The following is an 18421-nucleotide window of genomic DNA, read 5'->3' as shown; positions in this document are numbered from 1 at the left end:
GGACGATCCCCCGCGTCGCCCGAATACGGCCGGCCCTCCCGCGCACACCTCGCCCAACAGGCCGGTGGCCGGGAAGCGCTGAGTATAGTTGGCTCAGAGCCAGTCAACGCAGGAGTCAAGAATGTCCCCCCGCAGCGCATCGGTCAATGAGGAGTTGCGCCGACGTTCCCGCGAACGGCTCCTGCAGGCGACGTTGGAGCTCGTCGGGGAGCGCGGGTACGACGCGACGACGCTCGGCGACATCGCGGACCGCGCCCGCTCGGCGCGCGGTCTGATCTCGTACTACTTCCCCGGGAAGCGGCAGTTGCTGCAGTCCGCCGTGCACCGGCTGATGCACCGCACCCTTGAGGAGATGCTGGAGCGGGAGCCGCGGCCCGGATTCGACGACGGGGACGAGCGGCTTGCGCGCGCCATCGACGCGATTCTCGGCCTCGCCCGCGATCAACCCGTCCTCATGCGCACGCACATGGCGGGGATCCTGCACGCCGAGGGCTTTGTGCAGTGTCCTGAGCAGCAGCGGCTCGCGGCGCTGCTGCGCGACACCGTCGTGCGGCACGGGACGCTCGACGTCGACACGGACTATCCGATGCTGCGCGCCCTGTTGATGGGCGCCGTGTTCTCGATCCTGGTGCCCGGCGTGCCGATGTCGATGGCGGCGCTGCGCGCCGAGCTGTTCCGCCGCTACGGGCTGGAGTGGCAGTGGGGCTTCCCGCCGGACGACGAGGATGACGCGTCGTCCGACGAGGGCCCCGCTCACGGCAGACCGGCCGATTTCTCACGGTACTTCGAGCCGCTGTCACCGGCCGTCAACGGTGAACGGACCAGTCAGCCGAAGTAGTCGGGCTGCGTCTGGACGTTCAGCTCACCCAGGCGGATCTTCTTCGCCGGGTCGGTGCGGGCGTCGTTGACCTTCAGGACGTCGAAGCCCTTCGCGATGTCGTTCGAGTAGATGTAGCCGTTGTAGTAGTACGCCGACCACGAGCCGCCCGTCGTCATCGCGTCCGTGGTGAGCGGGCCGCGCTCGAAGTAGCCGATCTCCTTGGGCTTCGCGGAGTTCGTGAAGTCCCAGACGGAGACGCCGCCCTGGTACCAGGCCTGCACCATGAGGTCCTTGCCCTTGACCGGGATCAGCGAGCCGTTGTGCGCGACACAGTTCTCGGTGTCGGCCTGGTGGCGCGGGATCTTGAAGTAGCTCTTGAAGACCAGCTTGCGCTTGTCGCCCTTGCCGGTGATGTCGTAGATGCCGTCGGCGCCGCGGTCGGGCCCGATGGCCTCGTTGCAGGTGGCCGCGCCACCGCCGCCCAACTCGTCGGTGAAGACGACCTTGTTGGCCTTCTGGTTGAAGGTCGCCGAGTGCCAGAACGCGAAGTTGACGTTGTCCTGGACCTGGTCGATGACCTTCGGGTTCTCCGGGTCGGCGATGGAGAACAGGATGCCGTCGCCCATGCAGGCGCCCGCCGCGAGGTCCTTGGAGGGCAGCACCGTGATGTCGTGGCAGCCGGTGGTCTTGGAGACACCCGGGTTGGTGGGCGCGCCGGGGTTGCCGCCGCCGTCCTCCCCGGCACCGGGGAAGAGCACCGGGAAGTTCACCACGGCCGCCTTCTGCGGCGACTTGCGGGGCACCTTGATGACGGAGATGCCGTCGTGCGGCGGCTTGCAGTCCGGGAACGTCGCGCTCGGCGAGTACGAGGAGACGTACACGTAGACGTTCTTCTTCTCCGGCACCAGGGTGTGCGTGTGCGAACCGCACGCGGTCTCGACGGCGGAGACGTACTTCGGGTTCGCCTTGTCGCTGATGTCGAAGACCTTCATGCCCTCCCAGGACGACTTCTCGGTCGCCGGCTGGGTGGTGGAGGCGCAGGAGTCGTCGCTGCGGGAGCTGTCCGTGGACAGGAACAGCAGGTTCCCGGAGACGGAAATGTCGTTCTGGGAGCCCGGACACAGCACCTGGGCGACCGTCTTCGGCGCCTTCGGGTTGCTGATGTCGAAGACGCGGAAGCCGTCGTAGTTCCCGGCGAAGGCGTACTTGCCCTGGAAGGCGAGGTCCGAGTTGGTGCCGGGCAGCGCTTCCTTGGGGATGTTCGTGACGTGCTGGATGTTGTCCGAGTGGACGATCTCGTCCTGGCCGGGTATGTCGCCGGCGGATATCGCCTTCTCGACCTCGGCCTCGGTGCTCTTCGAAACGCTCTTGGGGGCCGACGACTTGTCGCCCGGGTCGGGCGTCGCCGATACGGGTCCCGCGGCGAGCAGTGCCGCGAGGAGTCCGACCGCCGCTGTGGCAACTCCCAGGCGTCTGCGCCGTGTTCGGGGGGAGTACAGGGTCACTGTTGTCTCCTTGGGTGACGGTGACTTCGCTCGTACGTGAACGATTCACGGATCTCCCCGAGTATCGTCTTCCTCATGCACAGATCAATAGCTGGCAACGCAATCGTCATGAAAGTTGCCGCCGTCGCGCTGGTGGCGGCGTCGACGCTGGCATTGACCGCGTGCGACTCGGGGGGCTCGGGCGACGCCGACAAGGCCAACTCCCCTGCGTCCGCCGGGCCTTCGGTCATCGCGCCGGGCAAGCCGGGCGACGTGGCCGAGACCCTTTCGGCCAAGGACGCCGAGCGGCGCGGGTCGGACGACACCCCGAACTCCGCCGACGTCACGTACGCGCAGATGATGATCCCGCACCACGAGCAGGCCCTGAAGATGACCCGACTGGCCGCGAAACAGGCCAAGTCGGCGAAGATCAAGGGGCTCGCCGAGCGGATCACCGCCGCGCAGGGGCCGGAGATCGAGACGATGCGCGGCTGGCTGCACAAGTACGACCGCGACACCGAGCCCAAGGGCCACCAGGCGCACGACGCGATGCCGGGGATGGCGACGGAGTCCCAGCTGAAGAAGTTGCGGGCCGCCCGGGGCCAGGCCTTCGACGAGCTGTTCCTGAAGCTGATGATCACGCATCACCAGGGCGCCGTGACGATGGCCACGGAGGTCAAGAGCGGCGGGAACAACGTACAGGTGGAGGAGATGGCCGACGACGTGATCGCGCAGCAGACCAGCGAGATCGACCGGATGCGCGACATGTCCTGAGCACCATGTCCTGAGCCCTGCCGCGCCCCCTCCCCCACCGCGCCTCCCGGTGTCATGCTGAGACACATCAGCACCCCGGCGGAGGGAGCCTCCCGTGCCGCACATCGCTGTCGTCGGCTCGGGCCCGAGCGGGGTCTACACCGCGCAGGGCCTCGTGGGGCAGGGCCGCGTCCCGGACGTCCGCGTCGACGTGCTCGACCGACTTCCCTGCCCGTACGGCCTGGTGCGCTACGGCGTCGCCCCGGACCACGAGAAGATCAAGTCGCTGCAGAACAATCTGCGGGCGGTCCTGGAGGACGAGCGGGTCCGCTTCCTCGGCGGGGTGGAGATCGGCCCGGCGCTGCCGCCCGCCAAGCTTCTGGAGCTGTACGACGCGGTGGTGTACTGCGTGGGCGCGGCGGCCGACCGGCGGCTCGGGGTGCCGGGCGAGGACCTGCCGGGCAGCTGGTCGGCGACCGACTTCGTGGCCTGGTACAGCGCCCACCCGGATGCGATCGAAAGCGGCTTCGTACGGGGCGTGCGCACGGCCGTCGCCATCGGCGTGGGCAATGTGTCGGTGGACGTGACGCGGATGCTGGCCCGCGGCGTCCCCGAGCTCCTGCCCACCGACATGCCGCGCGCAGCCCTCGACACCCTCGCCGCGAGCGAGGTCCGGGATGTGCACATGGTGGGTCGGCGGGGCCCCTCGCAGGCCCGCTTCACCACGAAGGAGCTGCGCGAGCTGGGCGGCCTCCCGGACACCGAAGTCCTCGTCGACGAGCGCGAGTTGGCGCTCGACCCGCTGTACGCCGACCCGTCCACCCTGCCCGCCGCGCAGCGGCGCAACGTGGAGGTGCTGCGCGGCTGGGCCGCCGAGCCACCACGGGGCGCGCGCCGACGGATCCATCTGCGGTTCTATCTACGGCCCGCCGAGCTGCTGGCGGGCGACGACGGCCGGGTGGCCGGGGTCCGCTTCGAGCGGACGCGGCCCGACGGGCACGGGGGCGCGACCGGCACGGGGCTGTTCGAGGAAATCGGCGCGGAACTGGTGCTGCGGTCGGTGGGCTATCGCGGAGTGCCCATGGAGGGCCTGCCGTTCGACGAGGGCAGCGGCACCGTGCCGCACGAGGCGGGGCGGGTGCTGCGGGACGCCCGGGTGGCGCCGGGCGAGTACGTCGCCGGGTGGATCAAGCGCGGCCCGACGGGCGTGATCGGCACCAACCGCCCTTGCGCCAAGGAGACCGTAGCGTCCCTCCTGGACGATGTCCCCGCCCTCGTACGCAGCGGGGGTGCGACGCGGGATCCGCTGAGTGGTCTGATCGCGGCCGGGGTGCGGCCCGTGCAGTGGGACGGGTGGCGGGCGATCGAGCGGGCCGAGGCGGAATTGGGGCGGGGGCTCGGGCGGGGCTCGGTGAAGATCCCCGACTGGGAGGGCCTGTTGGGCGCGGCGCGGGGTTCGTAGACAACTCAACGCAGCTCTGGGGTAAGGACACGTACCGGCAACACGACGGAAATCAACAAAACGTTCAAGCTCATTACGTTCTCGTGCATGACAACGCACCCCGTGGACCAGGTCCCGCCCGCGCGCCAGTTGGCGGCGTTCGGGCTGCAGCACGTTCTCGCCATGTACGCGGGCGCGGTCGCCGTGCCGCTGATCGTGGGCGGCGCGATGAGGCTGTCGCCCGCCGATCTCGCGTATCTGATCACCGCCGACCTGCTGGTGTGCGGCATCGCGACGCTCATCCAGTGCGTGGGTGTGTGGCGCTTCGGCATCCGGCTGCCGATCGTGCAGGGCTGTACGTTCGCGGCCGTGTCGCCGATGGTGCTGATCGGCACGACGGGCGGCGGCCTCCCGGCGATCTACGGGGCGGTGATCGTCGCGGGCCTCGCCATGATGCTCCTCGCCCCGGTCTTCGGGCGGCTGCTGCGCTTCTTCCCGCCGCTGGTCACCGGCACGGTGATCCTGATCATCGGCCTGTCACTGCTGCCGACCGCGGGCACGTGGGCCGCGGGCGGCTCAGGGGCGAAGGACTTCGGCGACCCGAAGAACATCGGGCTCGCGGCGCTCGTCCTGGTGCTCGTGCTCGGCGTGCAGCGGTTCGCGCCGCCGGCCCTGAGCCGGGTCGCGGTGCTCGTCGGCATCGTGGTGGGCACGGCGGTGGCGATACCCACCGGCTTCACGGACTTCTCCGCCGTCGGGGAAGCGCACTGGTTCGGGATCAGCACGCCGTTCCACTTCGGTGCCCCGGAGTTCCACGCGGCGGCGATCGTTTCGATGTTGATCGTGGCTCTGGTGACGATGACCGAGACCACAGGTGACTTCATCGCGGTCGGCGAGATGACGGGCCGCCCCGTGGACCGGCGCGCGCTCGGCGACGGACTGCGCGCCGACGGCTTCTCGACCGTCCTCGGCGGCGTCTTCAACACCTTCCCGTACACGGCGTTCGCGCAGAACGTGGGCCTCGTCGGCATGACGAAGGTGCGCAGCCGCTGGGTGGTCGCCGTCTCCGGCGGCATCCTGATCCTGCTCGGGCTGCTGCCGAAGCTGGGCGCGGTGGTCGCCGCGATCCCCTCGCCCGTGCTCGGCGGCGCGGGCCTGGTGATGTTCGGGACGGTCGCGGCGAGCGGCCTCAGGACCCTGGCGAAGGTGGACTTCGAGGGCAACAGCAATCTCACCGTGGTGGCCGTCTCGGTCGCCGTCGGTCTGCTTCCGGTGGGCGTGCCGACGATCTACGAGCACTTCCCCAACTGGTTCCAGACGGTGATGGACAGCGGCATCAGCGCGGGCTGCCTGACGGCTATCGCACTCAACCTGCTCTTCAACCACCTTCCGCAGAAGGCGGGTTCGGCGCCGTCAGCTATCGCCGAGCCTGTCCTCCTGCCGGGCAGCCGCGTCGAGCACGGCGTCGAGAAGGCCGGGGAAGAGCGCGTCTAGGTCGGCCCTGCGCAGGCCGTTGAGCTTGGCGGTCCCCCGGTAGACCTGCTCGATCACGCCGGCCTCGCGCAGCACGCGGAAGTGGTGCGTGGTGGTCGACTTGGTGACGGGCAGGTCGAAGGCCGAACAGGACAGCTCGGCCTCCGCCGAGGCCGCCATCTCCCGGACGACGGCCAGGCGCATCGGGTCGGACAGCGCGTGCAGCACCGCTTCGAGCCGGATCTCCGTACGGGCGGGGTGCGCGAGCGTGCGGCCGCCGGCGGCGGTCCCGGTGTGCGGTGCTGCGGTCGTCATGGACGACTCCCCTTTGCGGTCCGTGTGGTCCGGAGTGGTGCGGATGGCTCGATGCCTGCGATGCGGGCGGCGCCTCAGGGCCATTGTACGAGAACCATCGTAGTTTGACATCCGCCGTACTACGGTGGCTATCGTACTAGGGAGGTCCTCGCCGCCACCCGCGAGGCAATTCCGCGATCCACACCGAATGGAGTCCGCCGTGAGCGCACTGTTCGAGCCCTACACCCTGCGGTCCGTGACCATCCCCAACCGCGTGTGGATGCCGCCGATGTGCCAGTACAGCGCGGCTCCCGAGGGCCCGTTCACCGGCGCTCCGAACGACTGGCACTTCCAGCACTACGGGGCGCGCGCCGCGGGCGGCACCGGCCTGATCATCGTCGAGGCGACGGCCGTCTCCCCCGAGGGCCGCATCTCGCCGCAGGACCTCGGCATCTGGAACGACACCCAGGTCGAGGCCTTCCGCCGGATCGCGTCGTTCCTGAAGTCGCAGAACACTGTGGCTGGAATCCAGCTGGGTCACGCCGGCCGCAAGGCGTCGACCGACCGGCCCTGGAAGGGCGGCGCGCCGGTGGGCCCGGACGCGTACGGCTGGGAGGCCGTGGCGCCCAGCCCGGTGCCCTTCGACGAGAGGCACCCGGTCCCGGCCGAGCTGTCGGTCGAGGGCATCAAGGAGGTCGTCCAGCAGTTCGTCGACGCCACCCGCCGCACTCTGGAGGCCGGTTTCGAGGTCATCGAGCTGCACGGCGCGCACGGCTACCTCATCGGCGAATTCCTCTCCCCGCACTCCAACAAGCGCACCGACGAGTACGGCGGCTCCTACGAGAACCGCACCCGTTTCGCCCTGGAGGTCGTGGACGCGGTCCGCGAGGTGTGGCCGGAGGAGCTGCCGCTGCTCTTCCGTATCTCCGCGACCGACTGGCTGGAGGAGGGCGAGGGCTGGTCCGCCGACGACACGGTCCGTTTCGCCTCCGAGTTGCAGGCCCACGGCGTGGACCTGATCGACGTGTCGACGGGCGGCAACGCCGCGGGCGTCCGCATCCCCCTCGGCCCCGGCTACCAGGTCCCCTTCGCGGCCCGCGTACGCAGCGAGGCCGGCGTCCCGGCCGCCGCGGTCGGTCTCATCACCGAGCCCGAGCAGGCCGAGAAGATCCTCGCCAACGGTGAGGCCGACGCGGTCCTCGTCGGCCGCGAGCTCCTTCGCGACCCGTCCTTCGCCCGCCACGCGGCGCGCGAACTGGGCTCCGAGAGCCACGTGCCGGACCAGTACCACCGGTCCGTCTGAGCGCACGGCCGTACGCCCCCGTGGTTCGTGGACCACGGGGGCGTACGCATGTCAGTGCCCGGCCACCGTGCCGGACAGCTCATTGGTGCTCTTCGGCAGCTTCACGGACGTGAGCTTCTTGCCGGTGTCCAGGTCGATGGCGTGCAGGGCCTTCTCGCCGGGGTCGGAGACGTACGCCGTGTGGTCGCGGACGAACAGTGTGGGCCGGGGTTGCTGCCAGTCCAGGGGTTCCCGCCACTCGCCGACGGCGTCGATTTTCTTCTCGATCTTTCCGGTTGCCGGGTCGATGACATGGATCTTCCCGTCGGTGCCCAGGACCAGCGCCTCGCCCTCCGGCCCGCGGGCCAGCGAGCGGAACGAGTAGCTGGTCCCCAGGTCGACCAGGCGGAGCTTCTTCTTCTCCGTGTCGACGAGGGAGACGCGGGTGGGGCGTTCCAACTCGGCCTCCGCGTCGGTCTTGTAGTCGCCGAGGAGGACCGGGGAGGCGTCGCTGCCGGCCTGGTTGCCGATGCGGCCGTAGTCGTCGGGTGCGTCGACCTTGGTGAACTCGCCGTCCTTGTAGACGAGGATGCCGTCCTCGCAGCCGACGCCGATCGCCTCGCCCTTGGCCGCGGCCTCGCCGTGCACGCCGGGGCACTTCTCGTTGCGTGCGATCTCCTTGTTGTCCTTGTCGAGGACGAGCACGCCGGTGCGTGTCTCCTTGTCGCCCAGGGTGCTGAGGAGTTCGCCGTTCTCCAGCTCGATGGCCACGCCGTGGTGGGCCTCGGCCGAGGTGTAGGTGCGGCCCTTGGGCTTCGTGCCGCTGCCCAGGTCGGCGGGGTCGAAGACGTCGACCTCGCCGGTGCCGTCGGTGAAGAGCACCGTCTTGCCCGCGTGCCGGACGACGTGTCCCGGCTCGGAGCCCTTGTACGTGATGTCGGTAAAGCGCTGACCGGCGGCGTCCAGGACGCGGAAGCCGCTGTCGGTGGAGACGACGACGTGGTCCTCGTCGCCCGCGGGGTTGAGGCGGTTGAAGCCGGGCAGCTCGATCGTCCTGCTGAGCTTGAGGCTCTTGCCGTCGAGTATGTAGAGGCCGCCGTCGAAGCCGGCGACCAGCGGATCCTTGACCGCGGCGGCGGGTGTGGCGCCCTTGGCCCTGGACGAGGCGGTGGTGTCGTCCTCGCTCCCGCAGGCGGTCAGCACCGTGGCGAAGGCGAGGGCGCAGGCCGTTCCCCCGAGGGCTCTCCTGCGGGTTGTCGGGGTCGTGTTCACTTGTGTTCTTCCTTCCCTGTCGAACAGTCGTGGGTCAGCGGGCCGTCAGGCCCTTGGTCATCGCCGTCGTATTGGCGCGCATCATCCGCAGGTACGTGTCCGCGCCCTCGCCCTTGGCCGTAAGGGACTCGGAGTACAGCTTCACGACCTGGACCCCGCCGCCCATCTCCTTGCGCAACACCTCGGCGAGGCGCGTGGGTTGGGAGGAGTCGGCGAAGACCGTGCGGACGCCGGCCTCGTCCATGGCCTGCGTGAGGGAGCGCAGGTCGGAGGAGCTGGGCGAGGCGAGGGTGGTGCCGCTGGGGACGACGGCGCCGACGACACGGAGATCGAAGCGGTCGGCGAGGTAACCGAAGACGTGGTGGTTGGTGACGATGGCGCGCCGCTTCTCGGGGACGCGGTCGAAGGACTTCTCCATCCAGGTGCTGAGGTTCACCAACTTCTTGTCGTAGCGGTCGAATTGGGCGCGCACCGCGCTGTCGTCGACGCCGTCGACGTGCTCGGTGATCTGGTCGGCGATGAGGCCCGCCGCCTTGCGCATGCGGTCGGGGTCGGTCCAGAAGTGCGGGTCGGGCTGGCCGTCCCCGGCGTCGTCGCCGGTGTGGAAGGTGAGCGGGTCGACGGCCTTGCCGACCTCGAAGGTGGCGACGCCGGAGTCGCGGGCTGCGTCGACGTGCCGCAGCACGTTCTCCTCCAGGCCGAGGCCGTTGTGGACGACCAGGTCGGCCCGTTCGAGGTCGGCGGCCTGCCGTGCGGAGAGCCCGAAGGAGTGCGGGTCGGCGTTGGGCTTCATGAGGACGGTGACCTCGGCCTGGTCGCCCGCTATCTGCCGGGTGACGTCGCCGAGGATGTTGGTGGTGACGACGATCCGGGGCCGTTCGCTGTCGGTGGTGCAGGCGGTCGCGGTGGCGGCGGCCGCCAGGGTCAGCAGGCCGAGCAGCAGGCTGCGCAGCCGTGCCGTGCCCACGCGGACGCGCTTCTTCGCCTCGTCCGCGCTCATCGGCCGGTCTCTGCCATCAGCACGGGTTCGACGTCGAGGTCGAAGGTTCGGGCGATGCGCAGGTCGTCGTTGTAGTCGACCTCGAACACCCGCTTGCCGTATGGGTCGTTGACGTAGGCACGGCTGCGGTCGACCTCGATGACCGGGGCGTTCCGGGTGTGCGGCTTCCCGGTCAGGAGCTTCTTGGTGCGGGTGGTCTCCTTGCCCGTCCCGATGTCGTAGCCGTGCAGCCTGCCGTCGGTCTCCAGGACAAGGAGCGGCGCGCCCTCCCCTGCGGTGTTCGCGGCGACGACGGGCCCGGTCTCCACCCGCGTCCAGGCGCGCTCGCCGACGTCCAGGACCCATACGGCGTCGTCCCCGGCCCGCGCGGTCAGGGTGTCGCTGCCGGGGCGCTGCCTGAACTCGACCGCCCGCTCACCATCCGGCACGTCCTTCTCGTAGGGGATGGACTCGGCGGTGAACTTCCCGCCCTCCTCTCGTACGAGCAGCGCCCCGTCGGCGCAGCCGAACACCACGCCGCGGCGGGTGACGGCGTCGCCCTTCGGGCCCTCGCACTCGGCGTCCGGCGCGGCGACGCGCTTGCCCTTGCGGTCGAACACGGTCAGCTTCGCGGCGTCGCCCTTGCCGGTGAGGGCCAACAGGTGCTCCTCGTACGGGACTACAGGCCCGGTGGCCGTGCCGGGCAGCGTCCCGGTGCGCGCGATGTCGCCCGTGTCCAGATCGCCTCGGCCGTAGAGGACGGTCCGTCCGCCCTTGTCGGTCACCGCGGTCACGGCGGCGTCGCTGCGCACCAACGCACCTTCTCCGACGGGCAGTTCCCCTACGTCGCGGATCGCCGCACGGTAGTAGTGGACGTGGTCGCCGTGGTCCACGGTCCAGGAGCCGCCGTCGAGGACGTGGGTGACGCCGGAGGCGTGGAGGTAGCCGAAGCGGCCGTCCGTGGCGAGGTCGGCGGCGCCCGCGACCTTGTCCGTCTTCGCCACCTTGCCGGTGATGAGGTCGAGAACGCGGGTGCTTCCGCTGTCGGGGTCGTTGAGGACCAGCCGCGACTGCTGCTCGGCGCCCTCCTTCGCGCCCTCCACGTAGCCGTGCGGGGTGGCGGACGGTGAACTCGCCGCGCCCTTCCGGTTGTTGTCCTCCTGTGCGGTGCAGCCCGCGGCGAGCAGGGCGGTGAGCGCCAGCGGGACAGGGGCCCACTTCGCGGCGTTGATTCGGGCGGTCAAGACATTGCCTCCGACTTCCTTCGGTCGACTGCGGGAACGGGAGCGGGTGCGGCGCCGTCGGCGGCACGGCTCGTACGGCGGTGGCGGACGCCGGAGGCGAGATGGGAGAGGAAGAAGAGACTCACCGCGAGCGCCGAGACGGTGGCTCCGGCCGCGGTGCCGAGGTGCCACGACAGGAGCAGCCCGCCGAAGGTGGCGGCGGCCCCGAGGAGGGCGGCGCCCACCATGACCCCGCGCACACTGCGCGCCCAGGGCAGGGCGGCCGCGGGCGGCGCGATCAGCAGGCCGAGGACGAGCAGCGTGCCCACGATGTGGAACGAGGCGACGATCGCGAGACCAAGGAGACCGAGCAGCACGGCGTGCGCGAGCCGCGGGCGCAGGCCCAGCGTCTGGGCCTTGCGGGCATCGAAGGTCAGAGCAAGAAAGGCCCGATGCCCGAGGACCGAGACGACGAGCGCCACGAACAGGGCCACCCCCAGCACGGCGAGGTCCTGTCCGCGCACCGCGAGCACATCACCGAAGAGGAATCCGGTCAGATCCACCGCGAAGGACTGCGAGCGCGACACGATGATCACGCCGAGCGACAGCATGCCGACGAACAGCAGCCCGATCCCGGTATCCCGGGACAGTCGCCGGGCCCTGCCGAGCGCGGTCACCCCCGCCGTCATCACCGCCGCGCTCGCGACCGCGCCCACCATCAGGTTGCCGCCGAACAGCGCGGCCAACGCGACACCGGGCAGCAGCCCGTGGGACATGGCGTCCCCGAGGAAGGCCATCCCCCTGAGCACCACCCAGGTCCCGGCCAGCGCACAGATCGCCGACACCAGGATTCCGCCCCACAGGGCGCGCTGCACAAAGGCCACCTCGAACGGGGCCGTCAACCACTCCATGCGAGGACAGTACAATGAAAACCATGTTCAACAAACCGACCGTCATTCCGGCCCCACGACAGAACCGGGCCGCCCGCGTCCGCTTCGACGAGCTGTGCGCCGGCTATCCCGGCCGCAAGGTCCTCCATCAACTGACCACCGAAATACCGGAGTTGGCGAACGTTGCGCTCGTCGGGCCGAACGGCAGCGGGAAGTCCACGCTGCTCGGTGTGGTCGCCGGTGTGATCCGCCCTACATCGGGAGAGGTGCGGCACCACGGGGAACGACGGCCGGCCTTCGTGCCGCAGCGCGGAGCCGTCGGGGACGCGCTTCCCCTGACCGTGCGTCAGACGGTGGAGATGGGGCGCTGGGGCGGGCTCGGGTCCTGGCGCAGGCCGTCGCGGCGGGACCTGGCGGCGGTCGACGCGGCGCTCGACCGGCTCGGCGTCGGCGACCTCGCCGGACGACAGCTGGGCGAGCTGTCGGGCGGGCAGCGGCAGCGCACGCTGGTCGCGCAGGGGCTCGCCCAGGAGTCCGACCTGCTGCTCCTCGACGAGCCGACCACGGGGCTCGACCCCGAGGCCCGCGGCCGGATCGGGGCGCTGCTCACGGAGCTCGGGGGCGAGGGCGTGACCGTCGTGCAGGCGACCCACGACCTTGAGGCGGCGCGGGCGGCGGATGTCTGCTTGTTGCTGCGCGAGGGGCACCTCGTCGAGCAAGGTCCGCCCGACGAGGTGCTCACGGAGTCGGCGCTGGCGCGGGTCTGGCAGCCGGCGTGATCTGGGGTGCGCGTCTGGCTGTGCCCGGCTCGGGCGTGGGCCTTACTGTGCCCGGTGCGGGCGCGCGCCTTACCGCGCCCGGTCGGCGCCACCCACGTGACCCACGTGTTCGGTGGGCCCGCCGAAGGGGAGGACAAGTGTCCGGCTCGCCATGAGCCAACGGCCGTCCACCTTGCGGAAGGTGTCCTCGTAGTGGCCGACGTTCGCGGGCAGCCGGGTCGGGACGATCGCGCCGCTCGTGTAGCCGTCGACCCGGTAGGTGGCGAAGTACGTGGTGGCCGTGGCGGTGTCCGGTGTGTCGACGGTGACCAGGATGTTCGTGCACATCCGCCGGGACAGGCGGTCGGCCGGGCGGCCGCCGAAGTAGGCGCGCAGTGCCTCCCTGCCCTCGATCCTCCGGCTGTCGTAGGGCCACTCCCAGACGCCGTCGGGGGTGAAGAGTTCGCAGACCGTGCCCGGATCCCCGAGGTCGAGGCGGCGCACGAGTTCCAGGATCAGCCGCTCACAGGCGCGTTCCGCCAGGAGGCGTTCCAGTGGGTCGAGTTCGTCCGTCGTGTCTTCCTGGGTCATCCACCAGTCCTACCAAGTGGGCCCGACCGCCTGCGAGTTCTTTTCGAAGCGGCGCCGGGTCGCGTCGTCCGCCGGCAGGAACGTCTCCAGGTGCAGTCCCTCCAGGGCCGCGTCGGCGGGCGTGGTGAGCTGCGCGGAGGTGCTGAAGAAGCGCAGCGGTGCGGCGTCCGGCACGGTGAGTTCCAGCGTGAGGACGGGACTGCCGGTGGGGGCGGTGCGGGGCACGGCCGCGAGGTGTCGCGCGGTCTCCTCGGCGAGGGCGAAGTGGCGCGGGTCGTGGGTGCGTTCGGCGCGGTGGACCAGCTGATGGTGCAGGTGGGAGGCCCACTGCGTGAAGTTGCGGATCCGCGGGGCCAGGCCCTCCTCGTGCACGCACAGCCGGATGACGTTGATCGGGGGTTCGAGGAGCCGGGGCGCACACCCTTCGAGCAGCGCGGCCACGCCCTCGTTGGCGTCGACGACGTCCCAGTAGGTGTCCAACAGCAGGGCCGGGTACGGCATATGGGCGTCGAGGAGCCCCCGGAGACCGTCCATGACGACCGCGAGCGAGGCGTCCGCCAGGTCCCGGTCCCGGTAGTGCGGCGCGTAACCGCCCGCGAGGAGCAGCTCGTTGCGTGCGCGCAGCGGGACGTCGAGGTGGTCCGCCAGGTGCAGGATCATCTCGGGCGTCGGGTGCGCCCTGCCGGTCTCCACGCGGCTGAGGTGCCGGGTGGAGACCGCGGAGCGGTTGGACAGCTCCTGCTGGCTGAAGCGGCGCCGCTCGCGCCAGCCGCGCAGCAGCGGGCCGACGGTGCGGGCGTCCACGGGGTCCGCCGGGGCGATGGAGTCCACGAGGGTGCTCATGACGGCAGCGTACGGGGCCGTGGCGCGCGCTCCATGACCTCTGAGGTAATGGAGCTTCCGCCACGGCCCGGCCACTGTGATGGGCGTCAACACACCGCATCTCACCGGAGGTTCGACCATGACCGCACAGCACGCTGTCGACGCCTACCTCGCCACCTGGAACGCGCAGGGTGAGCAGCTCACGAAGCTCATCGCCGAGCACTGGACGCCCGACGCCACCTACACCGACCCGCTGGCCGAGGTGGCGGGCCACGCCGCGCTCGCCGCGCTGGTCGACGGGGTGCACCAGCAGTTCCCGGGCATGGCGTTCACGGCGGTCGGTGAAGTGGACGCGCATCACCAGCAGTTGCGGTTCCAGTGGGGCCTGGGCCCCGAGGGTGCCGAGCCGCTGGTGATCGGGTTCGACGTCCTGGTACTGGACGAGGAGGGCCGGATCCGGGAGGTCCGCGGCTTCCTGGACAAGGTGCCGGCGGCCTGACACCACGCCGCCGTGCGAGGCTACTTGGGCGGCTCCGCGTCCGCGGACTGCGCGTCCCCGGGTTGCGCGTCCCCCGGGTTCACGACCCGTGCGAGGAACGAACGAGTGCGTTCCTCGCGGGGGTTGCCCAGTACCTCGTCCGGGGTTCCCTCCTCGACGACCACGCCGCCGTCCATGAACACGACGCGGTCCGCGACCTCGCGGGCGAAGCCCATCTCGTGGGTGACGACCATCATCGTCATGCCCTCGTCGGCGAGCGAGCGCATCACGGCGAGCACATCGCCCACGAGTTCCGGGTCGAGCGCGCTGGTCGGCTCGTCGAACAGCATCAGCTCGGGGCCCATCGACAGGGCGCGGGCGATGGCGACGCGCTGCTGCTGGCCGCCGGAGAGCTGGGCGGGATAGCTGGTCTCCTTGTCGGCGAGGCCGACGCGGTCGAGGTTGGCGCGGCCCGTCCGCTCCGCCTCGGCGCGGTCCCGGCCGAGGACCCGGCGCTGCGCGATGGTGAGGTTCTCCAGGACGTTCAGGTGCGGGAAGAGGTTGAACTGCTGGAAGACCATGCCGATCCGGCGGCGTACGCGGTCGATGTCGAGGTCCGGGTCCGTGAGGTCGGCACCCGCCACCACCACCCGCCCCGACGTGGGCTCTTCCAGCAGGTTGGTGCAGCGCAGCAGGGTGGACTTGCCGGATCCGGAGGGGCCGATGACACACACCACCTCGCCGTGCGCGACGGTGAAGTCGATGCCGCGCAGCACCTCCAGGTCGCCGAAGGACTTGTGCAGTCCCTGGATCTCGATGGCCGCGGTCATGCCGGTGTCCTCGTCCTCGGTGCCGTTCGGTGCGTCCTTGGTGTCGTTCGGTGCGTTCTCGTTGGCGTTCGGTGCATTCTCAGTGCCGTTCGGTGTGTCCTCGTTGCCGGTGTCGTGCGTCATGACCCCGCTCACCTGGCCTTCGCGTGCCGCGCCTCTAGGCGGCGCACCAGATAGCCCAGAGGGACGGTGACGAGCAGATAGCACAGGCCCGCGACGAAGATGGGTGTGCTGTTGGCGGTCTCCCCCGCCAAATCCCGGCCGAACTTGGTGAGTTCGCGGGTCTCCAGGGAGACGCCGAGGAAGAGGACCAGCGAGGAGTCCTTGAACAGCAGGACCAGTTCGTTGGTGAGCGGCGGCACGATGATGCGGAAGGCCTGCGGGATGACGATCGAGCGCATCGCCAGGGTCTGCGACATGCCGAGCGTGCGGGCGGCCTCCATCTGGCCGCGGGGCACGGCCTGGATGCCGGCCCTGATCGTCTCCGCCATGTACGCGGCGGCGACCAGGCCGAGCGCGATGGCCACCTGCCCGTAGACGCCGCCGGGCAGGGCGGTGCCGGGGAAGGCGAGCGGCACGCCGACGCCGATGAAGATGAAGATCAGCAGGGCGGGCAGGCCACGGAAGAACTCGATGTAGATGGACGCGAGCCACCGGTAGGGGGCCACCGACGACAGCCGCATCAGGGCGATGACCAGACCGAGCACGAGGCCGACGACGAACCCGGTGAGGGTGTAGATCACCGTGTTGACCAGCGCGGTCGTGATCAGGTCCGGGAACATCCGCCGGGCCACGGACGGTTCGAGGAACTGGTGCTGGAGCTGCCCCCAGTCGGCGAGCGTCGCGGCGAGCAGCACCGCGACACCGAGAATCACGTACTGGACGACGCGCGTCACCTTGCGCCTGCGGCGCGGCGACATGCGCCTGCGCGGCGTGGCATCGCCCCCTGAACTCCCGTTCACCGGGGGCGTCTTGACGGTGCTCACTTAGCGGCCCCGTCCTTCGGCATCGGGCCGATCCACTTCTCGTACAGCTTCTTGTACGTGCCGTCCTTCTTGGCCTGGCCGATCGCCTTGTTGATCGCGGCGAGCAGCTTCGGGTTGCCGCCCTTCTTCACGGCGAAGCCGTACTCCTCGCCGGTGGGAACGGTGTTGAGGAGGACGAACTTGTCCTTGACGGCGGAGTCCTTCAGCCAGTTCTGGACGACCGGGTAGTCCTGGACGAGGACGTCGACCTGGCCGGTGCGCAGCCCGTTGAGCTCGGCGTCGGAGCTCTCGAAGGACTGCGGGTCGACGCCCTTCTTGTGCGCCAGGTCCTCGCCGGTGGTCGCGGCCTGGGAGCCCAGCTTCAGCTTGCCGCTCTTGATGTCGTCGAGGGTCTTCGCCTTGACCCCCTTGCGGGCGAGCAGCGCCTGGTCGGCGTCGAAGTAGGGGTCGGAGAAGTCGAGGTTCTGCTTGCGCTCGTCGGTGATCGTCATGCCCGCGGCGGCGACGTCGCACAGGCCCGCGTTGAGGTCGGCCCCGGTCTTGATGGTCTCGAAGGACTTGTCGATGATGTCCTGCTTGACCCCGAGCTTCTTCGCGACGAGGTCCATCACGGAGACGTCGAAGCCGACGACCTTGCCGTTCTTCTCCGACTGGAAGGGCGCGTACGGCAGGTGCGTGCAGGTCGTCAGCTTGCCCTTGTGGACCAGCTTCACCCCGCCCGCGGTCGTCGTGACGTCGTCGCTCTTGCTGCACGAGGTCGTCAGGGCCACGAGGCAGGCCGCGACGGCGAGCGGGACACAGCGGCGGGCGAGGCGTGCGGTTGAAGTCGCGGGGCTTCCCTGGGACATGGAGGAGCGGGCGATGCCCGGCACGGACGGCCGAGAGCACGTCGGTCCGGACTGCGGGACCGGCACTGACCTCGGAAAACATGAGGTTCGGACACACTGACGCACGGGGCGCGGCAAGGTCCACATCACATTTCTTTGCCCACCCCAAGAAACGCTTACCGATCTTGACTTGCGGGATGAACTCCATAGCTTGTACCCATGTTTGACTCGCGGCACATCCAGACGTTCGCCGAAGTCGTGCGCACGGGCTCCTACGCGGCGACCGCGCGGGACCTCGGGTACACGCAGCCCGCCATCAGCCAGCAGATGAAGGCGCTCGAACGCGCCGCGGGCACGCCGCTGTTCGTCCGGGCGGGGCGCGGTCTGCGGCTCACGGACGCCGGGCAGGTGCTGGCCCGGCACGCCACGGGCATCCTCAGCACCATTGCGACGGCGCACGGCCAGTTGAAGGCGATCACGCGCCTGGAGTCGGGGCGCGTCCGCGTCTGCGCCTTTCCCGCCGCGAACGCCACCCTGCTCCCGGCGACCGTCGCCCGCGTCGCCGCGGCCCACCCGGGCATCCGCGTCGAGCTGTTGGAGGAGGAGCCGCCCGACTCGCTGCGCGCGCTGCGCGAGGGCCGGTGCGATCTGACGCTCGCCTTCTCGGCGGGGCACGGCGGCGAAGCCACGATCGCGGACGGCGACAGCGAGGAGGGTCTGGTCGAGTTGCCGCTGCTCGACGATCCGCTGATGGTGCTGCTCCCGGCCGGCCACGCCCTCGCGGAGAGCGGCCGCGTGGAGCTGGGCGAGCTGGAGCGGGAGCGCTGGATAGCGGGGTGCCGGCACTGCCGGGGCCACTTCGTCGCCGCCTGCGCGGAGGCGGGTTTCGCGCCGGACATCGCCTTCGCCACCGACGACAACCTCGCGGTGCAGGGGCTGGTGGCCGCCGGCGCGGGGATCGCGCTGGTGCCCGGCATGACGCTGCCGCTCCTGCGGCACACCGAGCTCGTGGCCCGCCCGCTCGCCCCCGCGGCCGGGCGCCGCGTCTCGGCCTTCGTCCTCGAGGGGCACGAGACGGCGCCGGTCACCGCGCTGCTGCTGCGGACGCTGAGTGAGGCGGCGGTGGACATGGAGCGGGCCACTTCTGGTTTTCCCCGGCCCGAGGCCTGATCCGCGGAGGCCATCCGAGCCATGGACACCGCCTTCACCGGCGCGAAC

General features: G+C 70.3%; 19 protein-coding genes. 8 read left to right on the top strand and 11 right to left on the bottom strand.

What is annotated here, in order from left to right:
* The first annotated feature begins 121 nt into the window (after positions 1 to 121).
* Positions 122 to 838: a TetR/AcrR family transcriptional regulator gene (locus tag OG746_RS19425; RefSeq protein ID WP_266716153.1), complete on the top strand. Its 717-nt coding sequence runs from the start codon at positions 122 to 124 to the stop codon at positions 836 to 838.
* Here OG746_RS19425 and OG746_RS19420 read toward each other — a convergent pair.
* Positions 826 to 2325, bottom strand: a complete 1500-nt coding sequence (locus OG746_RS19420; protein WP_266716151.1) for an LVIVD repeat-containing protein — start codon at positions 2323 to 2325, stop codon at positions 826 to 828. The two genes, OG746_RS19425 and OG746_RS19420, sit on opposite strands and share 13 nt — an antisense overlap.
* A 108-nt stretch (positions 2326 to 2433) precedes the next feature.
* Here OG746_RS19420 and OG746_RS19415 point away from each other — a divergent pair, with 108 nt between their 5' ends.
* From OG746_RS19415 to OG746_RS19405, 3 genes are all read left to right on the top strand, one after another.
* Positions 2434 to 3078, top strand: coding sequence for a DUF305 domain-containing protein (locus tag OG746_RS19415; RefSeq protein WP_266716149.1), 645 nt, complete (start codon positions 2434 to 2436; stop codon positions 3076 to 3078).
* A 94-nt stretch (positions 3079 to 3172) separates the two neighbouring features.
* A complete protein-coding gene (locus OG746_RS19410; RefSeq protein ID WP_266716147.1) occupies positions 3173 to 4519 on the top strand; it encodes a ferredoxin--NADP reductase domain-containing protein in 1347 nt (448 codons plus the stop codon).
* Between the two features lie 87 nt (positions 4520 to 4606).
* A complete protein-coding gene (locus OG746_RS19405) occupies positions 4607 to 5992 on the top strand; it encodes a nucleobase:cation symporter-2 family protein (protein ID WP_266716145.1) in 1386 nt (461 codons plus the stop codon).
* On the opposite strand, the gene OG746_RS19400 is transcribed toward OG746_RS19405, so the two are convergent.
* Positions 5912 to 6286, bottom strand: a complete 375-nt coding sequence (locus tag OG746_RS19400; protein ID WP_266716143.1) for an ArsR/SmtB family transcription factor — start codon at positions 6284 to 6286, stop codon at positions 5912 to 5914. The genes OG746_RS19405 and OG746_RS19400 overlap by 81 nt on opposite strands.
* A gap of 199 nt (positions 6287 to 6485) precedes the next feature.
* Here OG746_RS19400 and OG746_RS19395 point away from each other — a divergent pair, with 199 nt between their 5' ends.
* The gene (locus OG746_RS19395) at positions 6486 to 7568 is read left to right on the top strand and encodes an NADH:flavin oxidoreductase/NADH oxidase (protein ID WP_266716141.1); all 1083 of its coding nucleotides are present in this window, start codon (positions 6486 to 6488) and stop codon (positions 7566 to 7568) included.
* Positions 7569 to 7619: 51 nt separating this feature from the next.
* On the opposite strand, the gene aztD is transcribed toward OG746_RS19395, so the two are convergent.
* Genes aztD through aztB form a run of 4 tightly spaced genes read right to left on the bottom strand, consistent with a single transcriptional unit; the run spans position 7620 to position 11932 of the window.
* Positions 7620 to 8819 carry a zinc metallochaperone AztD gene (aztD, locus tag OG746_RS19390; protein ID WP_266716139.1) on the bottom strand — a complete coding sequence of 400 codons (1200 nt, stop codon included), beginning with the start codon at positions 8817 to 8819 and terminating at the stop codon, positions 7620 to 7622.
* A gap of 34 nt (positions 8820 to 8853) precedes the next feature.
* Complete coding sequence (aztC, locus tag OG746_RS19385; RefSeq protein WP_266716137.1) at positions 8854 to 9819, bottom strand: zinc ABC transporter substrate-binding protein AztC; 966 nt, start codon at positions 9817 to 9819, stop codon at positions 8854 to 8856.
* Positions 9816 to 11042, bottom strand: a complete 1227-nt coding sequence (locus OG746_RS19380; protein ID WP_266716135.1) for a PQQ-binding-like beta-propeller repeat protein — start codon at positions 11040 to 11042, stop codon at positions 9816 to 9818. Before OG746_RS19380 ends, aztC begins: the two co-directional genes overlap by 4 nt.
* Positions 11039 to 11932, bottom strand: a complete 894-nt coding sequence (gene aztB / locus OG746_RS19375) for a zinc ABC transporter permease AztB (protein ID WP_266716133.1) — start codon at positions 11930 to 11932, stop codon at positions 11039 to 11041. The genes OG746_RS19380 and aztB overlap by 4 nt, the downstream gene beginning before the upstream one ends.
* 14 nt (positions 11933 to 11946) lie before the next feature.
* Between aztB and aztA the strand changes: the two genes are divergently transcribed.
* On the top strand, positions 11947 to 12690 hold the full coding sequence (gene aztA / locus OG746_RS19370; RefSeq protein WP_266716131.1) for a zinc ABC transporter ATP-binding protein AztA: 744 nt from the start codon (positions 11947 to 11949) through the stop codon (positions 12688 to 12690).
* Positions 12691 to 12759: 69 nt separating this feature from the next.
* On the opposite strand, the gene OG746_RS19365 is transcribed toward aztA, so the two are convergent.
* A complete protein-coding gene (locus OG746_RS19365; RefSeq protein WP_266716129.1) occupies positions 12760 to 13260 on the bottom strand; it encodes a nuclear transport factor 2 family protein in 501 nt (166 codons plus the stop codon).
* Between the two features lie 9 nt (positions 13261 to 13269).
* A complete protein-coding gene (locus tag OG746_RS19360) occupies positions 13270 to 14103 on the bottom strand; it encodes a helix-turn-helix domain-containing protein (RefSeq protein ID WP_266716127.1) in 834 nt (277 codons plus the stop codon).
* A 118-nt stretch (positions 14104 to 14221) separates the two neighbouring features.
* Between OG746_RS19360 and OG746_RS19355 the strand changes: the two genes are divergently transcribed.
* Positions 14222 to 14581 (top strand): nuclear transport factor 2 family protein, encoded by a 360-nt coding sequence (locus OG746_RS19355; protein ID WP_266716125.1) that lies wholly within the window; start codon positions 14222 to 14224, stop codon positions 14579 to 14581.
* A gap of 20 nt (positions 14582 to 14601) precedes the next feature.
* On the opposite strand, the gene OG746_RS19350 is transcribed toward OG746_RS19355, so the two are convergent.
* The 3 genes from OG746_RS19350 to OG746_RS19340 all read right to left on the bottom strand — a co-directional run bounded on the left by OG746_RS19350 (position 14602) and on the right by OG746_RS19340 (position 17224).
* Positions 14602 to 15390, bottom strand: coding sequence for an amino acid ABC transporter ATP-binding protein (locus OG746_RS19350; RefSeq protein WP_266719080.1), 789 nt, complete (start codon positions 15388 to 15390; stop codon positions 14602 to 14604).
* A gap of 131 nt (positions 15391 to 15521) precedes the next feature.
* Entirely contained in the window at positions 15522 to 16310 is a 789-nt protein-coding gene (locus OG746_RS19345) for an amino acid ABC transporter permease (protein ID WP_266719079.1), read from the bottom strand.
* A gap of 62 nt (positions 16311 to 16372) precedes the next feature.
* Entirely contained in the window at positions 16373 to 17224 is an 852-nt protein-coding gene (locus OG746_RS19340; protein ID WP_266716123.1) for a transporter substrate-binding domain-containing protein, read from the bottom strand.
* Between the two features lie 198 nt (positions 17225 to 17422).
* Between OG746_RS19340 and OG746_RS19335 the strand changes: the two genes are divergently transcribed.
* Positions 17423 to 18373, top strand: coding sequence for a LysR family transcriptional regulator (locus OG746_RS19335; RefSeq protein WP_266716121.1), 951 nt, complete (start codon positions 17423 to 17425; stop codon positions 18371 to 18373).
* Positions 18374 to 18421 lie beyond the last annotated feature (48 nt).

The sequence above is a fragment of the Streptomyces sp. NBC_01016 genome, assembly GCF_026341035.1.
Lineage (GTDB): Bacteria > Actinomycetota > Actinomycetes > Streptomycetales > Streptomycetaceae > Streptomyces.
This window is presented reverse-complemented; position numbering and strand designations above follow the sequence as displayed.